Genomic DNA, 22,389 nt, shown 5'->3' on the forward strand with positions numbered 1-22,389 from the left:
GGCCAGGGCGAATCAGGCTGGGGGCATGGCTGAACGCTGGAGTGATCTGCATCGGCGCCTGCATCAGCAGCTGCTCCAGCAGCAGGATCTGCTGCCCGATGGGGAGCCCCTGCTGCTGGCCGTCTCCGGTGGCCAAGACTCCATGGCCCTGGTGGGGCTCTTGAACGACCTAAAACGCCTCCACCACTGGCCGCTGCAGCTCTGGCACGGCAACCATGGTTGGCGCCCTGAAGCCGAGCAGCAGGCCCGCGAACTCCAGGCCTGGGCCCAGGACCAGGGCCTGCCGATCCAGGTCGACGACTGGGAGAGTCCAAAGAGGGATGAAGCCTCAGCCCGCGACTGGCGCTATGGGCAGCTCCAGACCCACGCCCAGCGCCTGGGCTGCCGCAGGGTCGTCACCGGACACACCGCCAGCGACCGCAGCGAGACGGTCCTGCTCCAACTCGCCCGCGGCAGCCATCGCCGCGGCCTCTCCAGCCTCCGGCAACGGCGCACGCTCAGCGGCACGATTGAACTGGTCCGCCCACTGCTGGGGTTCTCCCGCAGTGACACCGTCCAGCTCTGCGAGCAGCTGGGCCTGCCGATTTGGCTGGACCCCAGCAACAGCGACCCGCGCTTCAGTCGCAATCGGATCCGCCACGAGGTGCTGCCTGTCCTTGAGGCCCTCCACCCGGGAGCCAGCGAACGCATCAGCCAACTGAGCGAACGGCTGGCCCAAGAACAGGACGGCAGCGAGCAGTTGGTGGATCTCGCCCTGGGCAGCCTGCAAACCGAAACGGCCCAGGCTCAGCCGGCGTTAAAGCGACGCCCCCTCAGCAGCCTGACCCTCAGCAATCAACGGCTGCTGCTGCACCACTGGCTGACTCGCCAGGGCCTCAGCCTGGGCAACGCCGAACAGTTGGAGCAGCTTCTCCATCGCCTGCCGCCCCACTGCGGTCCTGGCCAGTGGGATCTCAGCCGGGGGCGCTCCCTGCGCTGGAACCGCGAGCTGATCTGGCTGGAGCCCTGAAGAAGCGCGGCCAGGTCTGGCAAAACGACCTAAACCGGAGCGGGAACGGCGCAACGCCATGAGCAGCGCAAGCAGTGATCGCTACGCAGCCATTGAACGGGCCTACGGAGAAGGGCGCTTCAGCGATGCGCTCCAGGGGGCTGAGGCCTTGCTGCACGAGCTGCAAGCCAGCGCCTCCGGGCCTGAGTCAGAGACCGCCCTCAGCCGGCTCCAGCTGCTAACGGGTCACATTCACCTCTACGGACTGGGCCAGCCCCAGGACGCCCAGGCCTACTACCAAGCGGTGGCAGGCGGCACGGCCCCCTCCACCCTGGTGGACCTCGCCCAGGCCGGGCTCCAGCGCTGTCAACTGCAACCAGCAGCCCAGGAGGAGCCCAGCTCCCAGCAAGCCATTGGGGATCTGCCCGAACTTCCTGCCACCCCCTGGCTCAACCAACTCAGCGAACCCCAGGAGGCCCTCACCGCCCTGCAGGCGGCCTGGACTGAGGTGCCCGCCAGTGGACCACCACCCGTCATCGCAACGCCGACGGTGATTGACGGCTCGCCTGCAACGCCCTGGGGCGATGCCGCACCCAACGTCGAGGTCCTCGCCGATGAACCTGAGCTTGAGCCTCAGCCAACGGACGACGCGGCGCCAGCCGAGCGTGAGTGGCCCGACTACAGCCAAGGAAACCTGGTGGTGGAGCTGCCCTTCAGCGAAAACCGCCCCCAGGAGCCCCTCCATGAGGGGAGCAACTGGAGACGGTTCTTCAGGCTGAAACGGCCCTAGGGCCGCAGCAGCAGTCAGCTCGCGGCGGAGCGGCGACGACGGGTGCGGCCGGCGATTTCAGGTTCCTCGACCTTGGGAGCAGCCGCAACAGGAGCAGCCTTCACCGGCTCAGGCGCAGGGGCAGCCGAAGCGACGGAGGCGGCAGCACCGACAGGAGCAAGTTCACGGCGGGGCGTGCGATCCCGATCCCGGTCGCGGTTGCCGTCGCGGCGACCGCGGGGGGCCGGACGGGTGTCGGGCTCTGCATCCGCACGGCCCTTGTAAGCCGGGGTGCCACCAGGGGCGGGCTGCACCAGGCAGATGATCAGCGGCTCGACTTGCAGTTCGCGGCGCAGGCGACGCTGCAGACCCACTTCGATTTCGCGCTGGACGCCCATCCAGTCCACTTCCGGAGCCTTGCCACCGGTGTTCCGGGACAGTTGCTGCCAGCGGTTCTCGAGCACCCAGGTGATTTCCCGCTCGGTCCAGAGGCTGAGCTTGCGGGGATCCGCGGCGGTGACCACGCCCCGCAGGTTGACCCGCGGAGGCGCCGCCATCACACCGTCGGTGCTGATCACGGCGAGCATTGTGATGACGCCGTCGTCGGCGAGCTGCTGACGCTCTTTGAGAACACGGGCGTCGACGATGCCATTACGGGAGGCGTCGAGCAGTTCGATGCCCGCCTTAACGGGCTCGCCCTTCTTGATCGAATCGGCCGTCAGTTCAACAACATCTCCGTTGTCGATGATCAGCATGTTGTCGGCCGGAACGCCCATGGACTGGGCGGTCTTGCTGTGGCAGACGAGCATGCGGTGCTCGCCGTGCACCGGCACGAAGAATTTGGGACGGGTGAGGGCCAGCATCAGCTTCTGGTCCTCCTGGAAGCCGTGGCCAGAGACGTGGATGCCCTCGCCCTTGCCGTAGACGACCTTGGCGCCCAGCATCATCAGCCGGTCGATGGTGTTCACCACGGAGATGGTGTTCCCCGGGATCGGGCTGGCGGAGAAGATGATCGTGTCGCTGCTCTTGACCTGCACCTGGGGGTGCTCGCCACGGGAGATGCGGCTGAGGGCAGCCAAGGGCTCACCCTGGCTACCGGTCATCAGCAACAGGGTCTCGCGATCGGGCAGATCACGGATTTGCTTGATCGGGACAAACAGATCATCCGGAGCGCGCATGTAGCCCAATTCACGGGCCTTGGCGATCACGTTGAGCATGGAGCGGCCCAGGAGGCCGACCTTGCGGCCGTTCTTCATGGCCAGCTCCAGGATCATCGCGACGCGATGGATGGAGCTCGCAAAGGTAGTGATGATCACCCGACCTTCGGCCTGGGCGATATGGCGATCGAGGGCCGGGAAGACCGAGCGCTCAGGAGGACAGAAGCCAGGGACCTCAGCGTTGGTGGAGTCACTGAACAGGCAGAGGACACCCTGCTCGCCATGGTGGGCGAGGCGGGCCATATCGAAATACTCACCGTCGACCGGGGTGTGGTCGAACTTGAAGTCACCCGTGAAGATGATCGTCCCCACCGGGGTGGTGATGGCCAGCGAGAAGCTGTCCGCCATCGAGTGGGTGTTGCGGATGAACTCCACCGAGAAGTGCTGGCCCACCTTCACCACATCCCGCGGACCCACGGTCTGAATGGTGGTGCGGTCGGTGACGCCGGCCTCTTCCATCTTTCCCTGGAGCATCGACATGGCCAGCCGGGGGCCATAGATCACCGGGATGTTGAAGTTCTTGAGGTGGTGGGAAATACCACCGATGTGGTCCTCGTGACCGTGGGTCACGATCATTCCGCGGATGCGCTTCTGGTTCTCCTTGAGATAGCTGGTGTCTGGCATCACGACGTTCACGCCGTGCATGCCATCACTGGGGAAGGCCAGGCCGGCATCCACGAGCATGATGTCGTCGCCGTACTCGAACACACAGGTGTTCTTGCCGATCTCGTGCAGGCCACCAAGGGGGATCACCCGCAGGTGGGGCTGCTTGGCGGCGCCGTTACGGCCAGGGGTTTGAGAAGTCATTCAGAAAAGGGGAGGCGGCTCAGCCGCACGGGGAACAAACGTTGAGAAAGGGGTTGCTCAGCAACAGGTCAGGTCGGCCTTGGCGTCAAGTGGGACGCAGGGCTGCCAGGACGGAGGTGAGTTGTTCGCGCACATCGCTCGATGCAGAAACCAAAGGAAGACGTGGGGCACCAACGGGCCAACCGCTCAGTTCCAAAGCCGCCTTCACGGGAATGGGATTGGTGGTGCAGAAGAGGGCCTTGCAGAGCGGAAGCAGTTGCTCATGCACGGCCAGGGCGGCACTGAGTTCTCCGGCCAGGAAGGCCTGAACCATGCGCTGGATCTGATCGCCTGCAATGTGGCTAGCCACGCTGACCACGCCAACGGCGCCGACGGCCATCATCGGCAGCGTCAGCGCATCGTCACCGCTGTAGATCGCCAGACGCTCGCCGCAGACCGCACGCAGGGCGCTGACCTCCTCAGTCGTGCCGCTCGCGGCCTTGAAGCTGACCACGTTCGGACAATCCATCAACCGTGCGGCGGTCTCTGGATTGAGGCTGCAACCGGTGCGGCCAGGAATGTTGTACAGCATCAGTGGCGTCTGGGGCGCCGCCTGGGCCACGGCCCGGAAATGGGCCTCAAGGCCTTCCTGGGGAGGCTTGTTGTAGTAGGGCACGACGACCAGGGCGCCATCGGCACCGAGGGCTGCCGCTTCACCGATGGCCTCCACGGCCTCGGCCGTGCAATTACTGCCCGTTCCCGCCAACACCTTGGCGCGAACACCGACGGCCTCCTTCACGGCGGAGAACAGTTGGTGCTGTTCATCCCAACTCAGGGTGGGGGACTCGCCGGTGGTGCCACAAATCACCAGACCATCGGAACCGTGCTCCACCAGATGACTCGCCAGCTTGGCCGCCATCGGCAGGTCCACCGAGCCATCGACCGCGAAGGGAGTGATCATCGCGGTGATCACACGACCGAACGGAGCAGGGGAGTTCGCGCCGGGGGTCAAGGGGCGGATCATGCGGAGGCTCCAGCCGTGGCCTGAGCCGCAGCCGCCGCGGCCGCCGGATCGAGAAGAAGCTCAGCGATCTGAATCGCGTTGAGGGCCGCCCCCTTGCGGATCTGGTCACCGCACAGCCAGACCTCGAGGGCGTTGGGTTCGCTGAGGTCCTGGCGGATACGTCCAACGGCCACCGGATCACGCCCGGTGACGTCCGTGGGCATGGGGAAGCGATTCGAGCTGAAGTCTTCAATCAACTCAACGCCGGGGGCGTCCTTGAGCAACGTCCGCGCCTCCTCGACGGGGAAGGGCTCGCAGAACTCGATGTTGATCGCCTCGGAGTGGGCCCGCAGAACCGGAACGCGAACGCAGGTGGCCGAAATACGCAGATCCGGCAGACCCATGATCTTGCGGGTTTCATTGACCATCTTGAGCTCCTCTTCGCAGTAGCCGTTGTCCTGAAGAGGAGAGTTGTGCAGGAAGAGATTGAACGCCAGGGAGTAGGGCAGAACACTGCTCATGGGCGTGCCACCGTCGAGGACAGTGCGACTGAGCTCACTGAGCTCCTCCATGGCACGGGCTCCTGCACCACTGGCGGATTGGTAGGTGCTGACCACAACACGGCGCATGGCCCGGCGGGCGGCCAAAGGCGCCAAGGCCAGCGTCATCAAAATCGTGGTGCAGTTGGGATTCGCGATCACCCCTTGATGGCGGAAAGCCTCATGGGGATTCACCTCTGGCACCACCAGAGGAACGCCAGCATCCATGCGAAAGGCGCTGGAGTTGTCGATGACCACTGCACCAGCCGCAGCCGCCACAGGCGCCCACTGCTTGGACACGGAGCCACCGGCCGAAGCCAGGACCACATCAACGCCCGCGAAGGCCTCAGCACTCACGGGCTGAATCGTCAGGACCTGGCCGTTCCATTCCAGGGTTTGTCCGGCCGAACGCGGCGAGGCCAGCAGGGTGAGTTGACCGACGGGGAACGCCCGCTCTTGGAGCAGGGTCAACAACTCTTGGCCGACGGCACCCGTCGCCCCAAGAACGGCGACATGCAGGGGACGGCTGGGTAGCGAACGGACGTCGGTGGAAGTCAACGGAGGTGCAAGGAAGATGGAGAGCTCTATGCCTTGGGATCTGAACAGGGCCTCACTCGGAGGCGGAATCCGTCAAACAGAGAGAAGGGCTGAAACGGGGAAAGGCTGAATCAGAAGCGTCGATCAGCAGAGGGGGGTGGAAGGAGAGAAGAGGTGGAGCGAAAAATCAACGGTGAGCGCGATCAACGAACCCAAGACCGAGAAAGACGAACGGTGGAGCATCCCGGTAAAGGCGGATGCACAACCTGCAGAAGCTGTTCGGAGTCCCGAGGGACACCGCCACAAAACTCTTCAGGTCACTGGTTCTTGCTCAAGACAATACGTGGCCAAGGCCGAGGGCGTACAGCCCTGTTGGAGCTCGTCACAGGTGACTAATTAGGATCGTGGGCTGCCCCAGCCGACCCATCGGCCCGCCGTCTCGATCACATCCATGAGCCCTGCCGCTAGCACCGCCAGTAAAGCCACTGCCAAACAGGCAGACCTGAAGCTGAGCACCAGCGCCCGTCCCGGCAGCCGGATGGCCATCGAGATCGCCGTTCCTGGTGAACGCACCCAAGGGAGCCACAACGCGGCTGTCGAGAAGCTGAGCCGCAGCGTGAAACTCCCCGGCTTCCGCAAGGGCAAGGTGCCCCGCGCTGTGCTGATGCAGCAAATCGGCCCCCTGCAGATTCGGGCCACTGCCCTGGAGTCTCTGGTCGACAGCGTTTTCAAGGACGCCCTGAAGCAAGCCGAGATCCCCGCCATCGGCCAACCCGCCCTGGACGGTGGCTTCGAGTCCCTGCTCGAGCGCTTTGAGCCCGGTCAAGAACTGACCTTGACCCTTGAGATGGATGTGGAGCCCACTCCGAAGCTCAAGAGCACCAAAGGCCTGAAGGCTGAAGCTGAATCCGTGAGCTTCGATCCAGCTCGCGTCGATGAGCTGATCGAGCAGTCCCGCCGTCAGATGGCCACCCTGGTGCCAGTCGAAGGCCGCGCCGCGGCCGCCGGTGATGTGGCGGTCCTGAGCTTCAAGGGCACCTACAGCGACAACGGCGAAGCCATCGAAGGCGGAAGCGGCGACGCCATGGAGGTGGAACTGGAAGAGGGCCGCATGATCCCCGGCTTCGTGGAAGGGGTGATCGGCATGAAGGCTGGCGACAGCAAAACCATTAAGTGCGAGTTCCCCGAGGATTACGCCCAGGAGGATGCAGCCGGCCGCAAAGCCAGCTTCGACATCACCCTGAGCGAGCTGAAGAGCCGTGAGCTGCCGGCCCTCGATGACGCCTTCGCCCAGCAGGCCAGCGACAAAGAAACCCTGGCCGAACTGCGCAGCGATCTGGAGACCCGGCTGAAGGAAGACGCCGAGCGCCGCCACCAGTCCAACCGCCACGACGCCCTGCTCGCCGCCCTGGTGGAGCAACTGGAGGTGGAACTGCCCGAGACCCTCGTCCAAGAGGAAATCGTCACCCTCCTGGAGCAAACCGCTGGCCAACTGGCCCAGCAAGGGATGGACGTCAAAAAGCTCTTCACCCCTCAGCTGATCCAAAGCCTGCGCGAAAGCTCCCGCCCTGAAGCCGAGGAGCGCCTCAAGCGCAGCCTGGCCCTCAAGGCCCTCGCCGCGGCCGAGAAATTGGAACTGGAAGCCAGCGAGATCGACGCCAAGGTCAAGGAACTGAGCCGGGGCTTCAGCGACAGCTCCCGGATTGATCCCAACCGTCTGCGCCAGGCGGTTCAGGAGGATCTGATGCGCGAGAAGCTCCTGGGCTGGCTCGAGAGCAACTCCACCGTCACGGAGAAGGCGGCTGAGGCCTCCGAGGAGAAGCCCAAGGCCAAAGCCAAGCCGGCTGCGAAGAAAAAAGCCAAGGCCGACGACGCCGAGGCGGCCACCACCGAGGCCTGATCCCCATAGATTGGCCGGACTGACTCCAGTCCGGCCGAGTGATCAACGCCAGCACTCCTCACCCAATCCAGAACCGCTGGCTGGGCCAAGGGCCCCAATCCTCGATCGTCACTGGTCCGACCGCTGCACCGGGTGTGCTCCCCACCGTGGTTGAGCAATCCGGCCGAGGCGATCGGGCCTTTGACATCTATTCCCGTCTGCTGCGGGAACGCATCATCTTTCTGGGCAGCGGCATTGATGACCAGGTGGCCGACGCCATGGTTGCCCAGCTTCTGTTTCTCGAGGCAGAGGACCCCGAGAAAGACATTCAGATCTACGTCAACTCCCCTGGGGGATCAGTGACAGCGGGTCTGGCGATCTACGACACCATGCAGCAGGTCGCGCCCGACGTCGTCACCATTTGCTATGGCCTGGCCGCCTCCATGGGAGCTTTTCTGCTCTCCGGCGGCACCAAGGGCAAGCGCCTGGCGCTCCCGAATGCGCGGATCATGATCCACCAACCCCTTGGCGGAGCCCAGGGACAGGCTGTCGACATCGAAATCCAGGCCAAGGAAATTCTCTATTTGAAGGAGACCCTCAACGGCCTGATGTCCGAACACACCGGCCAACCCCTGGAGAAAATCGCTGAAGACACCGACCGCGACTACTTCCTTTCCCCGGCAGAAGCGGTTCAATACGGCCTGATCGATCGTGTCGTCACCGATACGACCCCGGTTTGATCCTTAAGGACGGCTGACGAAGCGCTGGATCACACCGATCCTGAAGTTTCGGGACACCGCCCCGAAGCCCTCCCGCTCAACGCCGCCACAGCCCTTGCCCGATGGCCAAGTTCGACGCCCACCTGAAGTGCTCTTTCTGCGGGAAGTCGCAAGACCAGGTGCGCAAACTGATCGCCGGCCCTGGCGTCTACATCTGCGACGAGTGCATCGATCTCTGCAACGAGATCCTCGACGAAGAGCTGGTTGAGGGCCATGGTGGCGCCGGCGCTGGCCGCCAAGCCCAGGAAGCCAAGGGCAAAGCTCCCGCCAAAAAAGCGAGTAAGCCTGCTCCGACGCTGGCCGAAATCCCCAAACCCCAAGACATCAAGGCCCACCTCGACGCCCAGGTCGTGGGGCAGGAGGAAGCCAAGAAGGTCCTCTCCGTTGCGGTCTACAACCACTACAAGCGCTTGGCCTGGCAGGGCGACGGCAAGGGCGAGAGCAACGAAACCGCCACCAAGCTGCACAAGAGCAACATCCTCCTGATCGGCCCCACGGGCTGCGGCAAAACCCTGCTGGCGCAGACCCTGGCCGAGTTACTGGATGTGCCCTTCGCCGTGGCCGATGCCACGACCTTGACCGAAGCCGGCTACGTCGGGGAGGACGTCGAGAACATCCTGCTGCGGTTGCTGCAGAAAGCTGACCTGGACGTTGACCAGGCCCAGCGCGGAATCATCTACATCGACGAGATCGACAAGATCGCCCGCAAGAGCGAGAACCCTTCGATTACCCGCGATGTCTCCGGGGAGGGCGTTCAGCAGGCGTTGCTGAAACTGCTGGAGGGCACCGTGGCCAACGTCCCCCCCCAAGGGGGCCGCAAGCATCCCTACCAAGACTGCATTCAGATCGACACCAGCCAGATCCTGTTCATCTGCGGTGGTGCCTTCGTCGGCCTCGATGACGTGGTCCAGCGCCGGATGGGCCGGAACGCCATCGGCTTCATCCCCGAAGGCGGCCGCCGCGGCCGCCAGAGCAAGGACCAACAGGCCGCCCAGGTCCTGCGCCACCTCCAGCCCGACGACCTGGTCAAGTACGGCCTGATCCCCGAGTTCATTGGCCGCATGCCGGTGAACGCAGTGCTCGAGCCCCTCGACAACCACGCACTCGAGGCGATTCTCACCGAGCCCCGCGACGCCCTGGTGAAGCAGTTCCAGACGCTGCTGAGCATGGACGACGTGCGGCTGGAGTTTGAGCCCGGGGCCGTTGAAGCCATCGCCGCCGAGGCCCACCGCCGCAAGACCGGCGCCCGGGCGTTGCGCGGGATCGTCGAGGAACTGATGCTCGACCTGATGTACGAACTGCCGTCCGACAAGAGCACCAAGGCCTTCACGGTCACCCGGGCCCTGGTGGAGGAACGCACCCAGGCCAAGATCCTCCCTCTTCCGGGCAGCGAGTCCGCGCAACAGGAATCGGCCTAGGGCTCCGTGGCTGCCGCTGATCACCTTGAGGTGCCGCGGCAGCACGGCCTCTTCAATCACCACGGCATCGACCTCGGGGACGGCAGCGTCGCCCACTACCTCGAGGGGCGTGAGATTCTGCGCAGCCCCCTCGACGCATTCAGCCGCGGCCAACCCTTAACGGTGGTGTCCTACCCCGAGGGGGCCTGTTTGCCGGCAGGGCAAACCCTGCGCCGAGCCATGGGGCGACTGGGGGAGCAGAACTACAACCTGCTCTTCAACAACTGCGAACACTTCGCCCACTGGTGCAAAACCGGACGCCATCGCAGCGCCCAGGTGGAGGAGGTCCTCCAGGCCGGCAGCTGGGGGGCCCTCGCCCTGGGCCAGTTCATGCCTGCTGCGGTCCTGAGCGGCGCCAAGCTGCTCCTGCGTCAGGGGCGACGCCTGGAGGCGAGCCAGCTGGAGAAGGGACGCGAACTCATCAGACGCAGCCTGGAGCAACTTGATGCCCTGCGGCTGAAGCTGCAAACCAAACTGGAGTCCGAGCTGTCCCGCGCCGAAGAGCGCTGGGGGGCCGGAGCTGAGCAACCCCAATTCCAGCGACTGCGCCTGGCTGCTCAGACCCTGGCGGATCAGCTCAGCGAGGTGGAGGAGATGGAAGCCAAGCTCGAGCGCCTCCTGACAGATCAGGAGCAGGATTCAAACCCGAACAGAGGCGTCGAGGGCCAGTAGCCTCCAGCGATGCCGGCCGCCTACCAACCGCTCCACCACAAGTACCGCCCGCAGCGGTTTGACCAGCTTGTGGGGCAAGAGGCGATCGCCGCGACCTTGGGCAATGCCCTGCGCTCCGGTCGCATTGCGCCGGCTTACCTCTTCAGTGGGCCCCGAGGGACAGGGAAAACCTCCAGCGCCCGCATCCTGGCGCGCTCTCTCAACTGCCTCAGCTCGGATCATCCGACCCCAGAGCCCTGCGGCAGCTGTGAGCTCTGCACCTCCATTGCCAACGGCAATGCCCTCGATGTCATCGAGATCGACGCCGCCTCCAACACCGGTGTCGACAACATCCGCGAGCTGATTGAACGCTCTCGATTTGCCCCGGTTCAAGCCCGCTGGAAGGTCTATGTGGTCGACGAGTGCCACATGCTCTCGACCGCGGCCTTCAACGCCCTGCTGAAGACCCTGGAGGAGCCGCCCCCGCGGGTGGTCTTCGTCCTGGCGACCACCGAACCGCAGCGGGTCCTCCCCACGATCCTCAGCCGCTGTCAACGCTTCGACTACCGGCGCATTCCCCTCGATGCCCTCGAGCAACACCTGGGCTGGATTGCCAAGGAAGAGAACATCCAAATCACGCCAGAAGCCCTGCATGTGGTGGCCCAGCGGGCCCAGGGGGGCCTGCGGGATGCCGAAAGCCTGCTGGATCAGCTGAGCTTGCTACCCGGGCCGGTCGAACCGACGGCGGTCTGGGAGTTGCTGGGGGCCGTGCCCGAGCAGGAACTGCTGCAACTGGCCCAGGCCCTCGCCGGGGCCGAGCCGCTGGGGGTGATCGAAGCGATCCGCAACCTGCTCGAGCGCGGCCGTGAACCCGGTGCCGTGCTGCAGGGAATGGCCGGCCTGCTGCGGGATCTAGTGCTCGCGGGGGTTGCCCCCAATCGCCTGGAGCTCACGAGCTTCTCTCCGCAAATCCGAGGGGAGCTGCCGGACCTCGCCCGCAGCATCGGCAAAGCGACCCTGCTGCGCTGGCAGGCGCAACTCAAAGGCAGCGAACAGCAACTGCGCCAAAGCGTGCAGCCCCGGCTCTGGCTTGAGGTGCTTCTCCTGGGTCTCTTGGCTGAACCCGCCGTCGCCGTCGCCACCAGTGTCCCCACGACCAGCCCCCGCCCGACCCCGCAGGCGGCAGCCCCCACACCAGCAGCCCCGGCTCCCGCACCGCCTGCCCCAGACGTCGTCGTTGAGCCCATAGCTCCGCCGGCTGCCGCTCCTGCCCCTGAACCGGTCACGGCAACCAGCACGGAGACCCCAGATCTGGCCGCCCTCTGGCAGCAGATCCTGGCGGGGCTGGAGCTGCCCTCGACCCGCATGCTCCTCTCCCAGCAGGCCTCCCTGGCCCGCCTCGACAGCCAGCGCGCCGTCGTTCAGGTCGCCGGCAACTGGACCGCCATGGTCCAGAGCCGCCTACCCCTGCTGGAGAAAGCCGTCGCCTCCGCCCTGGGCAGCCCAAGGCAGGTGGTTCTCGAGGCCGGGGCCGCACCCGCAGCACCCGTAGCGCCGGCCCCACCCGTTCCCGCGCCTGCGCCACAGCCCGCGCCTCAAGCGCAGACACCACCGCCACCACCGGAGCCTCCGCAGGACCCTCCAGCCGCTGCTACCCCTCCCCAACCCCAGACTCCGGCTCCAGAGCCTGCTGAGGCTCCGACTCCGGCACCCACTTCAGCAGCACCGGCAGCAACACCAGCAGCGCCGCCTGAACGGAAACCCCATGGGCTGATCGATGACCAGGCCAAGCGGCTAGCCGAATTCTTCAACGGCGAAGTGGTGAACCTGCAGGATCCCCTGCCGGAACTAAGCGACGATCAAGCCGCGGCCTGATCAGGCTCAGCCCCTACATGCAGGGTCTTGGCCCAGACCAGCCGCTTGGGTAGCAGCGCCATCCGGAGGGTGGTGAAGGGAATCACCACGAACCAGTGGCCCAGATAGGCAATGCCCCAGGCCAGGTTGATCGGGCCCATCGCGGGGAGGTCCGGTCCTTCGGAGCGGCGGGAGCAGCCCGCCAAAATCGCTCCGCCCGAGAGGCCAAAGGCCACAAAGGACAGGGGCCAACTCAGCGGTGGCGTGCGCGTGATCAGGGCCGTGAGGGCATCGGCTGCGGCCATCACGGGCAGGGCGTATTGCAGCAGAAAAAAGCAACTCAGATCGAGCTTGCGCGCCGCAGAGACCTCGCTTCCGGTCAGCTGAGGCCAGTAATCGAAGAAACGCTGCAGTCCCCCCTCGGCCCAACGTTGCCGCTGGCGCCAGAGGGCACTCCAAGCGGTCACCGCCTCCTCTTGCACCGGGGGATCCCAGAGCAGGGCAACCGGTTGCTGCTGCACCAGCAGACGGAAACTCAAGTCGAGGTCATCGGTGACGGTGGCTTCGTTGAAGCCTTCGCAGCTGAGCACCGCCTCCCGCTGGAGCAGTTGACCATTGCCCCGAAGCTCAACAACACCGCCGGAGAACAGTCGGCCCTGCTGGATGACGGCATCGAGGGCCATCTCCATGGCCTGGGCGCGGGTCAGCCAATTGAGGTCGGGATTGACCACGGACTTCCGCAGCTGCACGGCGGACCAACCGCCCTGCTCGGCAAAGCGAACCAAACGCTCCAGCAGATCCGGCTGCAACTGGGCATCGGCATCCAGGACCAAGAGCCAACGCCCCTGGAGGTTCGGCAGCACCGCGTTCAGAGCGCCCGACTTGCCGCCGCCCGCATCGCGGGGACGGCGCAGGACCTGGAGCTGAGGGAAACGGGCCTGGTACTCGCTCAGGACCTCTGGGGTGCGGTCTTCGCTGCCGTCATCGACGATCCAGATCTTGAGGCGATCGGCCGGGTAACTCAGAGCGGCCAGTCGCTCCACCAAGCGACCAATCACAGCTTCTTCATCGCGGGCTGCCACCACCAGATCAACGGCGGGCAACGCCTCCAAAACGGCTGGGCCTTCCGCCTTCGCACCTCTCAGTGCTGGAAGAAAGACGGCGCGCAGGACGTACAGACCCAGCAGCAGCGTCAGGGCCGTGGCAGGCCAGAGGGCCTGGGAGGCAGGCAGACGATGGGGAGCCGCTGCCGCACCGCAACAGCAGAGGAGAAAGAGGGAGGCCTGCAGTCGGCGCGCTCCTGTGGCTGTGCCCCCAGCGGCCATGGCGATCCCAAGGATGTGCGGACTCTAAGAGCCCCCCTTCGCAGCCTTGATGGATGGCAGAGGAACCAACTCCGTTCCCGGGTAGTAGTGACGAAGGATCTGCTTCACGCTCCAACCCCGTCCTCCCAAATCGATGGCGCCGGCCTGAGACAAACCAGCGCCATGGCCAAAACCACCTCCCTCGAAGCGCCAAAGACCTGCCCCGGCGGGTTCAATCACAAAGAGGGTGCTGGGTAAGCGACGCAGGGTGCGGCGGATGGCATCCCGCACCAGCACCTTTTCTCCCAGGGGCCCCCTGAGGGCCAACCGCACCACGCGACCACTCGGGCCCCGCTCCAGAACAACCGGCTTCACCGGCGATCCAACGGCGGCCGCTCCCGTACCCAGGGCACGGGCAAAGGCGTCCTGCCCGAGGACGCGCTGCCAGCGGAAGTAGGGGTGGTTCTGGCCATAGACACCCGCTGTCGCCGCCAAGACCGATCGAACCTGCTGACGCTGGGTGAGGGGCAAAGCCAATCCCTGGGGAGGGCCTCCGGCCCGATCAAAAGCGGGCTCCAGATAGGCGAGTTCGGGCAAGGTCCAGGCCTCGTCCTCGTCGGCACTGACTCCTCCGTTACTGGCGTGATAGACGGCATGGATCGGTTGCCCTTGCCAGGTCAGCACCTGGCCCTGGGTCGATCGAATGGCCTGCTTCACCCCCGCGCGGGCCAGGCGTGGATCGCTATAGACCTGGCACTGGGTATCCGAGCAAAGGTGGTAGCCATCCAGGGCAAAACGATGCTGATTGCCCAGGGCCCAAGTGCGCGCCAACACCGCCTGGGCAGCCAAAGCCGCAGGCGGCGCTCCAGCACCGATCTCATGGGGCACGACACCGTGGAGATAGCGCTCTAAGGGCACCTGCTCCACCAGGGTCCAACTGCCATAGGCGTCGGGCTGCAGGCGGAAGGGCCCCTGGAAGACACCGCCCTTCCAGCGCAGGCCACCGGAGGCTTCAATCCGAACAGGCCCCTGGAGATCCCTCCAGCCATCGGGCCGTTCCAGCTGCAGGGTCAGGACCTCACTGACAACCTTCTCTTCAACCTTGGAGCCGTAGGCCGGCGGAACAGGCTGGTCCGGGGCAGCCCAGACCTCCCACTCCCCGGGGTGGGCGACCACAGCCTTTGCTCCGAGACGACGCCAAGCCAGGGCGGCCTGCTCAGCGGTCTCAAAGCTGGAGAACGGCCCCAGCACCCGCCGGCGAATCGTGAGCGGCTCGCTCAGCGGCTTGGGTCTCCAGCGCAAGGACAGGCGCTGGCCACTGGCTTGAAAGCCGGAGGCATCGCTGAACCTCACCACTGAAGCAGCCGCCACCAGCTGCAGCGGCGCGGCCGCCAGATGGTCCGCTAGAGCCACCCAGAGCACGGGCTGGGCACCATCCACCCTTGGCGGGGCGGGCACTGGCCGGTGGGTCAGGGCCTGGGCCTGGGCATCCATTCCTTGGCAGCCCGCCAGGAGACAGGACGCGGCGAGGACCGCCATCAAGGAACGCTGCATCGCCTGACTGGATCCAGGCCAAACCCTAGGGGGAGTTGGCGGAAGGCACTCTGAAGTCTTACTCTCATCGTTTGTGCACGAGCGCGTAGACAATGCCGAAGCTAAAGACCCGCAAAGCAGCCGCCAAGCGGTTCAAAGCGACCGGCACCGGGAAGTTCATGCGCCGGCACGCTTTCCGCAATCACCTGCTCGATCACAAGAGCCCTAAGCGCAAGCGCTTCCTCGGCACCATGGCCGTGGTTGACGAGCGTGATGCGGACAACGTGAAGGCCATGCTCCCTTACAGCTGATCGCTTCACCTCACAGCAGTTTCAACATTCACTGAGAACTATTCATGGCCCGCGTTAAGAGGGGCAACGTCGCCCGTAAACGCCGCAACAAGATCCTTCGCCTTGCGCGTGGCTTCCGTGGTGGCAACGGGACCCTGTTCCGGACCGCCAACCAGCGGGTGATGAAGGCGCTCTGCAACGCCTACCGCGACCGTCGCCGCCGCAAGCGCGACTTCCGTCGTCTTTGGATCGCACGTATCAACGCTGCTGCTCGCCTGAATGGCCTGAGCTACAGCCGTCTGATCGGTGGCCTGAAGAAGGCTGACGTACAGCTGAACCGCAAGATGCTGGCCCAGCTGGCCGTGCTGGATCCCACCAGCTTCGCCACTGTCGTGGGCGCCGCCAAGAGCTGAACGCCCCCTTCAATCACAACTAAGCCCAGTCCGGTCGGTCCATGGATGTTTCACTCCCACAGGCCTACCTGATTGGGCTTTTGTTGTTGCTCGGCACCGCTGCGGTGCTCGTCGCACGGCAGATCCTGCGGGTCCGCCGCGACGAGTCCGCCCTGGCACGCCTCGAAGCCCAGGCCAAGGCCGGCGACAAGAGTGCCGGCGACCTCTACGAATTGGCCTCAGTCCAGCTGCGCAAACGCCTCTACGGGCAAGCCACGGAAAACCTGAAGCTTGCCGCCAAGCGAGCCAGCGGCGAACCCAGCGAGGCACAGGCCCTGATCGAAAACGCCCTGGGCTTTGCCCTGGCGGCCCAAAGCAATTACAGCGGCGCGATCAAGCACTACCGCGCAGCCCTGCGGGCCAAGTCGGACTACCCCGTCGCCCTCAACAACCTGGCCTTCGCGCTGGAAAAGCAACAGAAAAGCGACGAGGCCAAAGAGACCTACGCCAAGGTGCTCGAGCTCGACGCCGCCAACAAAACAGCGAAGCGTCGGCTCAAGCGCCTGGAGCGCACGGCCGCCTAAATCACCACAGGCCGCGAATCGCAGGAGCGGCGCTGGTCTCCGGAGTCATCACGAGTTGTCCGCCCGGGTTCGTGAGCCGAGGGGCCGACCATCCGGACAAGGTGAAGCCCTGCAGACCCGCAAACGAGCCGCCGTCCTGGAGATCTGCGCTGGGGTATTCCCCAAGCAGCAGCAAATCCAGTTGATCCGACGCCGCATTCAAGTTCCCTTGCACAGGAATGGTGGAGGAGCCAAGGGTGATCTCGCCGCGGACATCCACCATTTGCCCTAAGGCCCTCAGCGACGAAAGGGTCAAGCGTGCGCTGGCCGCTTGAGCGGGGCCAAAAGGCGTGTAGCTACCCGACCAAATCCGAGGCAGCTCCTGTACTAACTGGGCCGCGCGCGCGACCGGATCAAATTGGCGGACGGTGGCCGCCATGCCGAAGTTTTCCTCGTATGGGGTGCTCTGACTGGGAGCAATGGCCTCGGTGGTCAGCGGGACTGCAGCCAACAGCAAAGGGATCACGGTGTCGCCATCAAGTGGGCCCACGCTAAGGACGACAGGGCTGCGCGGTACGGTCTCAACACAGCTGATCACATCCCTGTGTCTGCAGAGCCGCTGCACGCTGACGACCTGATCATCGGCGGGCGACGCTTCCGCAGCCGTTTGATGACGGGCACGGGTAAGTACCCCAGCCTGCAGGCCATGCAGGCCAGCCTCGAATCAAGCGCCTGCGAGATCGTCACCGTGGCCGTGCGACGGGTGCAGTCCCAAGCCGCCGGCCATGAGGGCCTGATGGAAGCGGTGGATTGGAGTCGAATCTGGATGCTCCCCAACACCGCCGGCTGTGCCACCGCCGAGGAAGCCATTCGCGTGGCCCGACTGGGGCGAGAACTCGCGAAGTTGGCCGGACAAGAGGACAACACCTTCGTCAAGCTGGAGGTGATCCCCGACTCCAAACACCTGCTGCCCGATCCAATCGGGACCCTGGAGGCCGCGGAACAGCTGGTGAAGGAGGGCTTCACCGTTCTTCCCTATATCAATGCCGATCCCCTCTTGGCCAAACGGCTGGAGGAGGCCGGCTGCGCGACGGTCATGCCCCTGGGCTCACCGATTGGTTCCGGTCAAGGCATCCGCAATGCCGCCAACATCGCCCTGATCATCGAGAACGCTTCGGTTCCGGTCGTCGTCGATGCCGGCCTGGGGGTCCCAAGCGAAGCCGCCCAAGCGATGGAAATGGGAGCCGATGCGCTGCTCATCAACAGCGCCATCGCCCTAGCCGGGAATCCAGCGGCCATGGCCCGGGCGATGGCCATGGCCTGCGAAGCAGGACGCACCGCCTTTCATGCCGGCCGTCTGCCCATCCGCGGCGAGGCCAACCCCAGTTCCCCGACGGGCGGACGGGTCGGCACATAAAGCTTCCGCACAGGTGCGAGTCAAGTCCCGACTTCGTCCGTACTGTCGCCTCAACCACTTGCCCATGCGATGCAGGTCACAGAAGAGGACGGCGGCAGGCTCAATGCCTTCGCCCGGGAGCCCCGGATGGAGGTGATGGAGGCCGGTGAGGCCCGTGGCGCCAACAGCAAAGTGCTCCTGATCGGCGGCGCTCTGTTGGTGATCCTGATGATGGCCGTTGCGGTAGGAATCAGCTGAATCCCTGTAGTAGCTTGCCCTGACGGAGCAAATGCTCGTTCAGCAGGAGTCCAGCGGTGAAGGTTTTCGTTCTCGGCGGTGACGGCTTCTGTGGCTGGCCTTGTGCCGTGAACCTGGCCGACCAGGGCCACGATGTGGTCATCGTCGACAACCTGAGCCGCCGCAAGATCGATATTGACCTGGAAGTGGAGTCCCTGACTCCCATCACCAGCATTGGCGAACGCCTGAAGGCCTGGGAGGAGATCGGCGGCAAGCCCATGCGCTTCGTGCACATGGACATCGCCCATGAGTACCAGCGGTTGGTGGATCTGCTGCTGGCTGAGCGACCCGACTCCGTGGTGCACTTCGCCGAGCAGCGGGCTGCGCCCTACTCGATGAAGAGCAGCGCCACCAAGCGCTACACCGTTGACAACAACGTCAACGGCACCCACAACTTGCTGGCCGCCATCGTTGAGACCGGCCTCGATTGCCATGTGGTGCACCTTGGCACCATGGGCGTCTATGGCTATGGCTCCCACCGCGGCGCCACCATCCCCGAGGGCTACCTGAAGGTGGAGGTGCCCCAGCCCGATGGCAGCCGCTTCGAGGAGGAAATCCTCCACCCGGCCAGCCCGGGCAGCGTCTATCACATGACCAAGACGCTGGATCAGCTGCTCTTCCTCTACTACAACAAAAACGACCAGGTCCGCATCACCGACCTGCACCAGGGCATCGTCTGGGGCACCAACACCGAAGCAACCGACCGCGACCCGCGCCTGACCAACCGCTTCGACTACGACGGTGATTACGGCACGGTGCTCAACCGCTTCTTGATGCAGGCGGCCATCGGCTATCCCCTAACCGTGCACGGCACCGGCGGCCAGACCCGCGCCTTCATCCACATCCGTGACTCGGTGAAGTGCGTCCAGCTGGCCCTGGAGAACCCCCCCAGCAAGGGTGAGCGGGTGAAGATCTTCAACCAGATGACCGAAAGCCATCAGGTGGGTGAGCTCGCCAAGAAAGTCGCCGCCCTCACCGGAGCCCAGGTCAACAACCTCCCCAACCCGCGCAACGAGGCGGTGGAAAACGACCTGATCGTTGATAACCGCTGCTTCATCGAGCTGGGCCTCAACCCCACCACCCTGGATGACGGCCTGCTGAAGGAAGTGGTGGAGATCGCCACCCGCTACGCCGATCGCTGCGACCGCAACCGCATCCTCTGCACTTCTGCCTGGACCAAGACCCAGGAGCAAGCCATTAAGGCCACCTGATTGCCTTGAAAATCGCCCTCTTCACCGAGACCTTCCTGCCGAAGGTTGATGGGATCGTGACCCGGCTCACCAAAACGGTGCAGCACCTTGTTGCGGCCGGTGACGAGGTCATGATCTTCTGCCCTGAGGGGGCGCCTGAGTCCTACATGGGGGCCCAGGTGGTGGGGGTTCCGGCCATGCCCCTCCCGCTCTACCCAGAACTGAAGTTGGCGTTGCCAAGGCCGTCGGTCTCCGACGCGCTTGAGGCCTTTGCCCCTGATCTGGTGCACGTCGTCAACCCTGCCGTGCTCGGCCTGGGGGGAATCTGGCTCGCCAAGACCAAGGGGTATCCCCTGGTGGCGAGTTATCACACGCACCTACCCAAATACCTGGAGCACTACGGCCTGGGCATGCTCGAGCCGGTGCTCTGGGAGCTGCTGAAAATGGCCCACAACCAGGCTCAGCTGAACCTCTGCACCTCCACCGCGATGGTGGCCGAGCTGAGTGAGAAGGGCATCCAGCACACGGATCTTTGGCAACGGGGGGTCGACACCGATCTCTTCCGGCCCGAGCTGCGCAGCCAGGCCATGCGCGATCGTCTCCTGGCGGGCCGCAGCGACACCGGCAAGCTGCTGCTCTACATCGGACGCCTGTCGGCCGAAAAGCAGATCGAGCGCATTCGCCCCGTCCTCGACGCGATGCCCGATGCACGCCTGGCGCTGGTGGGAGATGGCCCCTATCGCCAACAACTCGAGACCTTGTTCGCCGGCAGTGCCACCCACTTCGTGGGCTATCTCGCCGGTGAAGAGCTGGCCAGCGCCTACGCCAGCGCCGATGCCTTCCTCTTCCCCAGCAGCACCGAGACCCTGGGCTTGGTGCTGCTCGAAGCAATGGCGGCAGGCTGCCCCGTGGTCGGAGCGAACCGCGGCGGGATCCCGGACATCGTCAGCGATGGAGTCAATGGCTGCCTCTATGAACCCGATGGAGCCGATGGCGGCGCCGGAAGCCTGAGCGCCGCCACCCAACGGCTCCTCGGAGATCCAGGACAGCGGGAACAGCTGCGGCGCAACGCCCGAGACGAGGCCGAGCGCTGGGGTTGGGCCGGTGCCACCGAGCAGCTGCGTGGCTACTACCGCCAGGTGCTCAACGCACCAGCACCAAGCCTCGCCTAGCGGCTGCGTTGCTGGGCCCAGACCTGCAGCACCTGGCGGGCCATGGGCAAGGCATGCACTGAACCACCGCCAGGGGTGTTCTGGGCGAAGGCGACCACGACAATCTCGCCGTTGGGATACGGGGCAAAACAGGCAAACCAGGCGTGGTCAGGGCCACCTGTGCTGTCCTCGGCGGTTCCGGTCTTGCCCGCCACGGGCGGCAACTCCGCCGCCTGGTTCATGGCATAGCCCGTGCCCTCCTGAACCACCTTGCGCAAGCCGCGGTTGATCGTGGCCAGGGTCGAGGGCTTGATGTCCACCTTGGTGCGGCGAGGCGGAGCGGTCCAATCCAAGCCGCGATCAACCAAGTGGGGGGTGATCAGATAACCACCATTGGCAAAGACGGCGTAGGCCCGAGCCAACTGCAAAGGGGTGACCTGGACCACGGACTGGCCAATGGACATGCTCGCCATGTCCTCGGGGATCCAAGGGGTGGTGCCGGGCTTACCCCAGGTGCGTCCCTTGGCGGCCCACTGCTCATTGCCCACCAGACCGGTGCTTTCCTCGTAGCCGATCTCAATGCCCGTGGGCTTCGTGAATCCCAACTTCACCGCGGCGTCATAGAGGGGCATCGAGCCCACCCCAACACCGACTTGGTAATAGAAGGTGTTGCTCGAGAAGCGCAGGGCATCCTCGTAGCCGATCAGGCCAAAGCCGGCACCGTTGTGGTCGGGGAAACAGTGCCCGCCGTAGGTGATGCAGCCGCGGGTCATCAGCTTGGTGTTCGCCGGAAACTTGCCCGAGGCCATCCCGGCGAAGGCGGTCACCGGCTTCCAGGTGCTGCCAGGGTCATAAGCATTCATCGCCCGGCTGAAGAGAGGCTTAGAGGGAGAGGCAAAGAGGGCGTCGTACTCCCGCTGGGTCGTGACGGTCTTGGAGAAGAAGTTGGGATCGAAATTGGGGCGACTGGCCAAGGCCAAGATCGCCCCGCTCCTGGGATTCAGGGCAACGATGGCGCCGCCGGGCTTGCCCTTCAGGGCCGCCTCAGCCGCCCGCTGGAGCGGGAGATCAAGCGTGACCACCAAGTCCTTGCCGGCCTTGGAGGGGCGATCGCCAAGGACGCGCTGGATCTCACCCATGGCGTTGACCTCGACCATCTGGCCGCCCCAGGTGCCCCGCAGGTGTTGCTCATAGGCGGCCTCCACACCAATGCGGCCAATGCGATCGCGGATCTTGTAGCCCCGCTTGGCCAGAACCTTGTATTCCTGCTCAGTGATGGGCTGGGTGTAGCCCAAGGTGTGGGCGCCAAGTGAGCCGTGGGGGTAGCTGCGCACGACATCCAGATCCACCTGGGCTCCCCGCAGGTCGCTGGCCTGCTCCCGGAAGCGCAGGACCTGCTCCGGCGTCAGTTCACTGGCGAGCTCAATGCGGTATTCCTGCTTGCCGGGACCGCGACGCTTGCGCTGCTCCAGTTGCTTCTGGGGGATGTTCATCAGAGCGCTCAGCCGCTCCCGCAGAGCGGGCCAAGAACCCTTCGGCAGATCCTTGGGCTGCAGATACAGGCTGTAGATCAGGCGGCTCGAGACCAGGACCTGTCCATGGCGGTCCAAGATCCGCCCACGGACGGGGTTACGCGCCAGCAAGCGGATGCGGTTCTCGTCAGCGCGCTCCCGGTTTTCGCTGCCATGGAGCAGCTGCAACCAACCCAGACGCACGACCATCGCCGAAGCGAAGAACAGCACCAAACCCAGCAGAATCGCGGGCTGACGCTGGAGCCCGGCACTGCGGTGAGGGTTGGAGGCGATGGCCAATGG

At 64.9% G+C, this 22,389-nt stretch carries 21 protein-coding genes; 14 read left to right on the forward strand and 7 right to left on the reverse strand.

Annotated elements, in window-relative coordinates; all coding sequences use genetic code 11:
- The first annotated feature begins 25 nt into the window (after positions 1-25).
- Together tilS and CB0205_RS15005 are read left to right on the forward strand one after the other, a co-directional pair.
- Complete coding sequence (gene tilS, locus CB0205_RS0102355; protein WP_010313890.1) at positions 26-1,009, forward strand: tRNA lysidine(34) synthetase TilS; 984 nt, start codon at positions 26-28, stop codon at positions 1,007-1,009.
- Positions 1,010-1,067: 58 nt separating this feature from the next.
- A complete protein-coding gene (locus tag CB0205_RS15005; RefSeq protein ID WP_010313891.1) occupies positions 1,068-1,778 on the forward strand; it encodes a hypothetical protein in 711 nt (236 codons plus the stop codon).
- 14 nt (positions 1,779-1,792) lie between these two features.
- Here CB0205_RS15005 and CB0205_RS0102365 read toward each other — a convergent pair whose 3' ends face one another.
- The 3 genes from CB0205_RS0102365 to CB0205_RS0102375 form a co-directional block, all read right to left on the reverse strand.
- Complete coding sequence (locus tag CB0205_RS0102365; RefSeq protein WP_010313894.1) at positions 1,793-3,781, reverse strand: ribonuclease J; 1,989 nt, start codon at positions 3,779-3,781, stop codon at positions 1,793-1,795.
- An 85-nt stretch (positions 3,782-3,866) separates the two neighbouring features.
- Positions 3,867-4,784 carry a 4-hydroxy-tetrahydrodipicolinate synthase gene (gene dapA, locus CB0205_RS0102370; protein WP_010313896.1) on the reverse strand — a complete coding sequence of 306 codons (918 nt, stop codon included), beginning with the start codon at positions 4,782-4,784 and terminating at the stop codon, positions 3,867-3,869.
- The gene (locus CB0205_RS0102375; RefSeq protein ID WP_010313900.1) at positions 4,781-5,860 is read right to left on the reverse strand and encodes an aspartate-semialdehyde dehydrogenase; all 1,080 of its coding nucleotides are present in this window, start codon (positions 5,858-5,860) and stop codon (positions 4,781-4,783) included. The genes dapA and CB0205_RS0102375 overlap by 4 nt, the downstream gene beginning before the upstream one ends.
- Positions 5,861-6,290: 430 nt before the next feature.
- Here CB0205_RS0102375 and tig point away from each other — a divergent pair, with 430 nt between their 5' ends.
- The 5 genes from tig to CB0205_RS0102400 all read left to right on the forward strand — a co-directional run bounded on the left by tig (position 6,291) and on the right by CB0205_RS0102400 (position 12,480).
- Complete coding sequence (gene tig, locus CB0205_RS0102380) at positions 6,291-7,739, forward strand: trigger factor (protein ID WP_010313902.1); 1,449 nt, start codon at positions 6,291-6,293, stop codon at positions 7,737-7,739.
- A 38-nt stretch (positions 7,740-7,777) separates the two neighbouring features.
- Complete coding sequence (clpP, locus tag CB0205_RS0102385) at positions 7,778-8,458, forward strand: ATP-dependent Clp endopeptidase proteolytic subunit ClpP (RefSeq protein ID WP_029626062.1); 681 nt, start codon at positions 7,778-7,780, stop codon at positions 8,456-8,458.
- 101 nt (positions 8,459-8,559) lie between these two features.
- A complete protein-coding gene (gene clpX, locus CB0205_RS0102390) occupies positions 8,560-9,915 on the forward strand; it encodes an ATP-dependent protease ATP-binding subunit ClpX (RefSeq protein WP_010313906.1) in 1,356 nt (451 codons plus the stop codon).
- A gap of 6 nt (positions 9,916-9,921) precedes the next feature.
- Positions 9,922-10,626, forward strand: a complete 705-nt coding sequence (locus CB0205_RS0102395; protein WP_010313908.1) for a lecithin retinol acyltransferase family protein — start codon at positions 9,922-9,924, stop codon at positions 10,624-10,626.
- A gap of 9 nt (positions 10,627-10,635) precedes the next feature.
- Entirely contained in the window at positions 10,636-12,480 is a 1,845-nt protein-coding gene (locus CB0205_RS0102400; protein WP_010313912.1) for a DNA polymerase III subunit gamma/tau, read from the forward strand.
- Here the strand turns inward: CB0205_RS0102400 and CB0205_RS0102405 are convergent.
- Positions 12,465-13,784, reverse strand: coding sequence for a glycosyltransferase family 2 protein (locus CB0205_RS0102405; RefSeq protein ID WP_010313913.1), 1,320 nt, complete (start codon positions 13,782-13,784; stop codon positions 12,465-12,467). The two genes, CB0205_RS0102400 and CB0205_RS0102405, sit on opposite strands and share 16 nt — an antisense overlap.
- Positions 13,785-13,808: 24 nt before the next feature.
- A complete protein-coding gene (locus CB0205_RS0102410; protein ID WP_010313915.1) occupies positions 13,809-15,317 on the reverse strand; it encodes a SpoIID/LytB domain-containing protein in 1,509 nt (502 codons plus the stop codon).
- Positions 15,318-15,409: 92 nt separating this feature from the next.
- Between CB0205_RS0102410 and rpmI the strand changes: the two genes are divergently transcribed.
- From rpmI to CB0205_RS0102425, 3 genes are read left to right on the forward strand one after another with little or no spacing between them, the layout of a single operon-like run.
- Complete coding sequence (gene rpmI / locus CB0205_RS0102415) at positions 15,410-15,607, forward strand: 50S ribosomal protein L35 (RefSeq protein WP_010313917.1); 198 nt, start codon at positions 15,410-15,412, stop codon at positions 15,605-15,607.
- 44 nt (positions 15,608-15,651) lie between these two features.
- The gene (gene rplT / locus CB0205_RS0102420) at positions 15,652-15,999 is read left to right on the forward strand and encodes a 50S ribosomal protein L20 (protein ID WP_010313919.1); all 348 of its coding nucleotides are present in this window, start codon (positions 15,652-15,654) and stop codon (positions 15,997-15,999) included.
- 41 nt (positions 16,000-16,040) lie between these two features.
- Complete coding sequence (locus CB0205_RS0102425) at positions 16,041-16,562, forward strand: tetratricopeptide repeat protein (RefSeq protein ID WP_010313921.1); 522 nt, start codon at positions 16,041-16,043, stop codon at positions 16,560-16,562.
- A gap of 1 nt (position 16,563) precedes the next feature.
- Here CB0205_RS0102425 and CB0205_RS0102430 read toward each other — a convergent pair whose 3' ends face one another.
- A complete protein-coding gene (locus tag CB0205_RS0102430) occupies positions 16,564-17,091 on the reverse strand; it encodes a hypothetical protein (protein ID WP_071777929.1) in 528 nt (175 codons plus the stop codon).
- A 54-nt stretch (positions 17,092-17,145) separates the two neighbouring features.
- Between CB0205_RS0102430 and CB0205_RS0102435 the strand changes: the two genes are divergently transcribed.
- The 4 genes from CB0205_RS0102435 to CB0205_RS0102450 all read left to right on the forward strand — a co-directional run bounded on the left by CB0205_RS0102435 (position 17,146) and on the right by CB0205_RS0102450 (position 20,596).
- On the forward strand, positions 17,146-17,958 hold the full coding sequence (locus CB0205_RS0102435; protein WP_010313925.1) for a thiazole synthase: 813 nt from the start codon (positions 17,146-17,148) through the stop codon (positions 17,956-17,958).
- 69 nt (positions 17,959-18,027) lie between these two features.
- Positions 18,028-18,195 carry a photosystem II assembly protein Psb34 gene (gene psb34 / locus CB0205_RS0102440; protein ID WP_010313927.1) on the forward strand — a complete coding sequence of 56 codons (168 nt, stop codon included), beginning with the start codon at positions 18,028-18,030 and terminating at the stop codon, positions 18,193-18,195.
- Between the two features lie 56 nt (positions 18,196-18,251).
- Positions 18,252-19,445: an NAD-dependent epimerase/dehydratase family protein gene (locus CB0205_RS0102445; protein ID WP_010313928.1), complete on the forward strand. Its 1,194-nt coding sequence runs from the start codon at positions 18,252-18,254 to the stop codon at positions 19,443-19,445.
- A 5-nt stretch (positions 19,446-19,450) separates the two neighbouring features.
- On the forward strand, positions 19,451-20,596 hold the full coding sequence (locus tag CB0205_RS0102450; protein WP_010313930.1) for a glycosyltransferase family 1 protein: 1,146 nt from the start codon (positions 19,451-19,453) through the stop codon (positions 20,594-20,596).
- Here the strand turns inward: CB0205_RS0102450 and mrdA are convergent.
- Complete coding sequence (gene mrdA / locus CB0205_RS0102455; RefSeq protein ID WP_010313932.1) at positions 20,593-22,386, reverse strand: penicillin-binding protein 2; 1,794 nt, start codon at positions 22,384-22,386, stop codon at positions 20,593-20,595. The two genes, CB0205_RS0102450 and mrdA, sit on opposite strands and share 4 nt — an antisense overlap.
- Positions 22,387-22,389: the final 3 nt, after the last annotated feature.

The sequence above is a fragment of the Synechococcus sp. CB0205 genome (genome assembly GCF_000179255.1).
Classification (GTDB): Bacteria; Cyanobacteriota; Cyanobacteriia; order PCC-6307; family Cyanobiaceae; genus Vulcanococcus.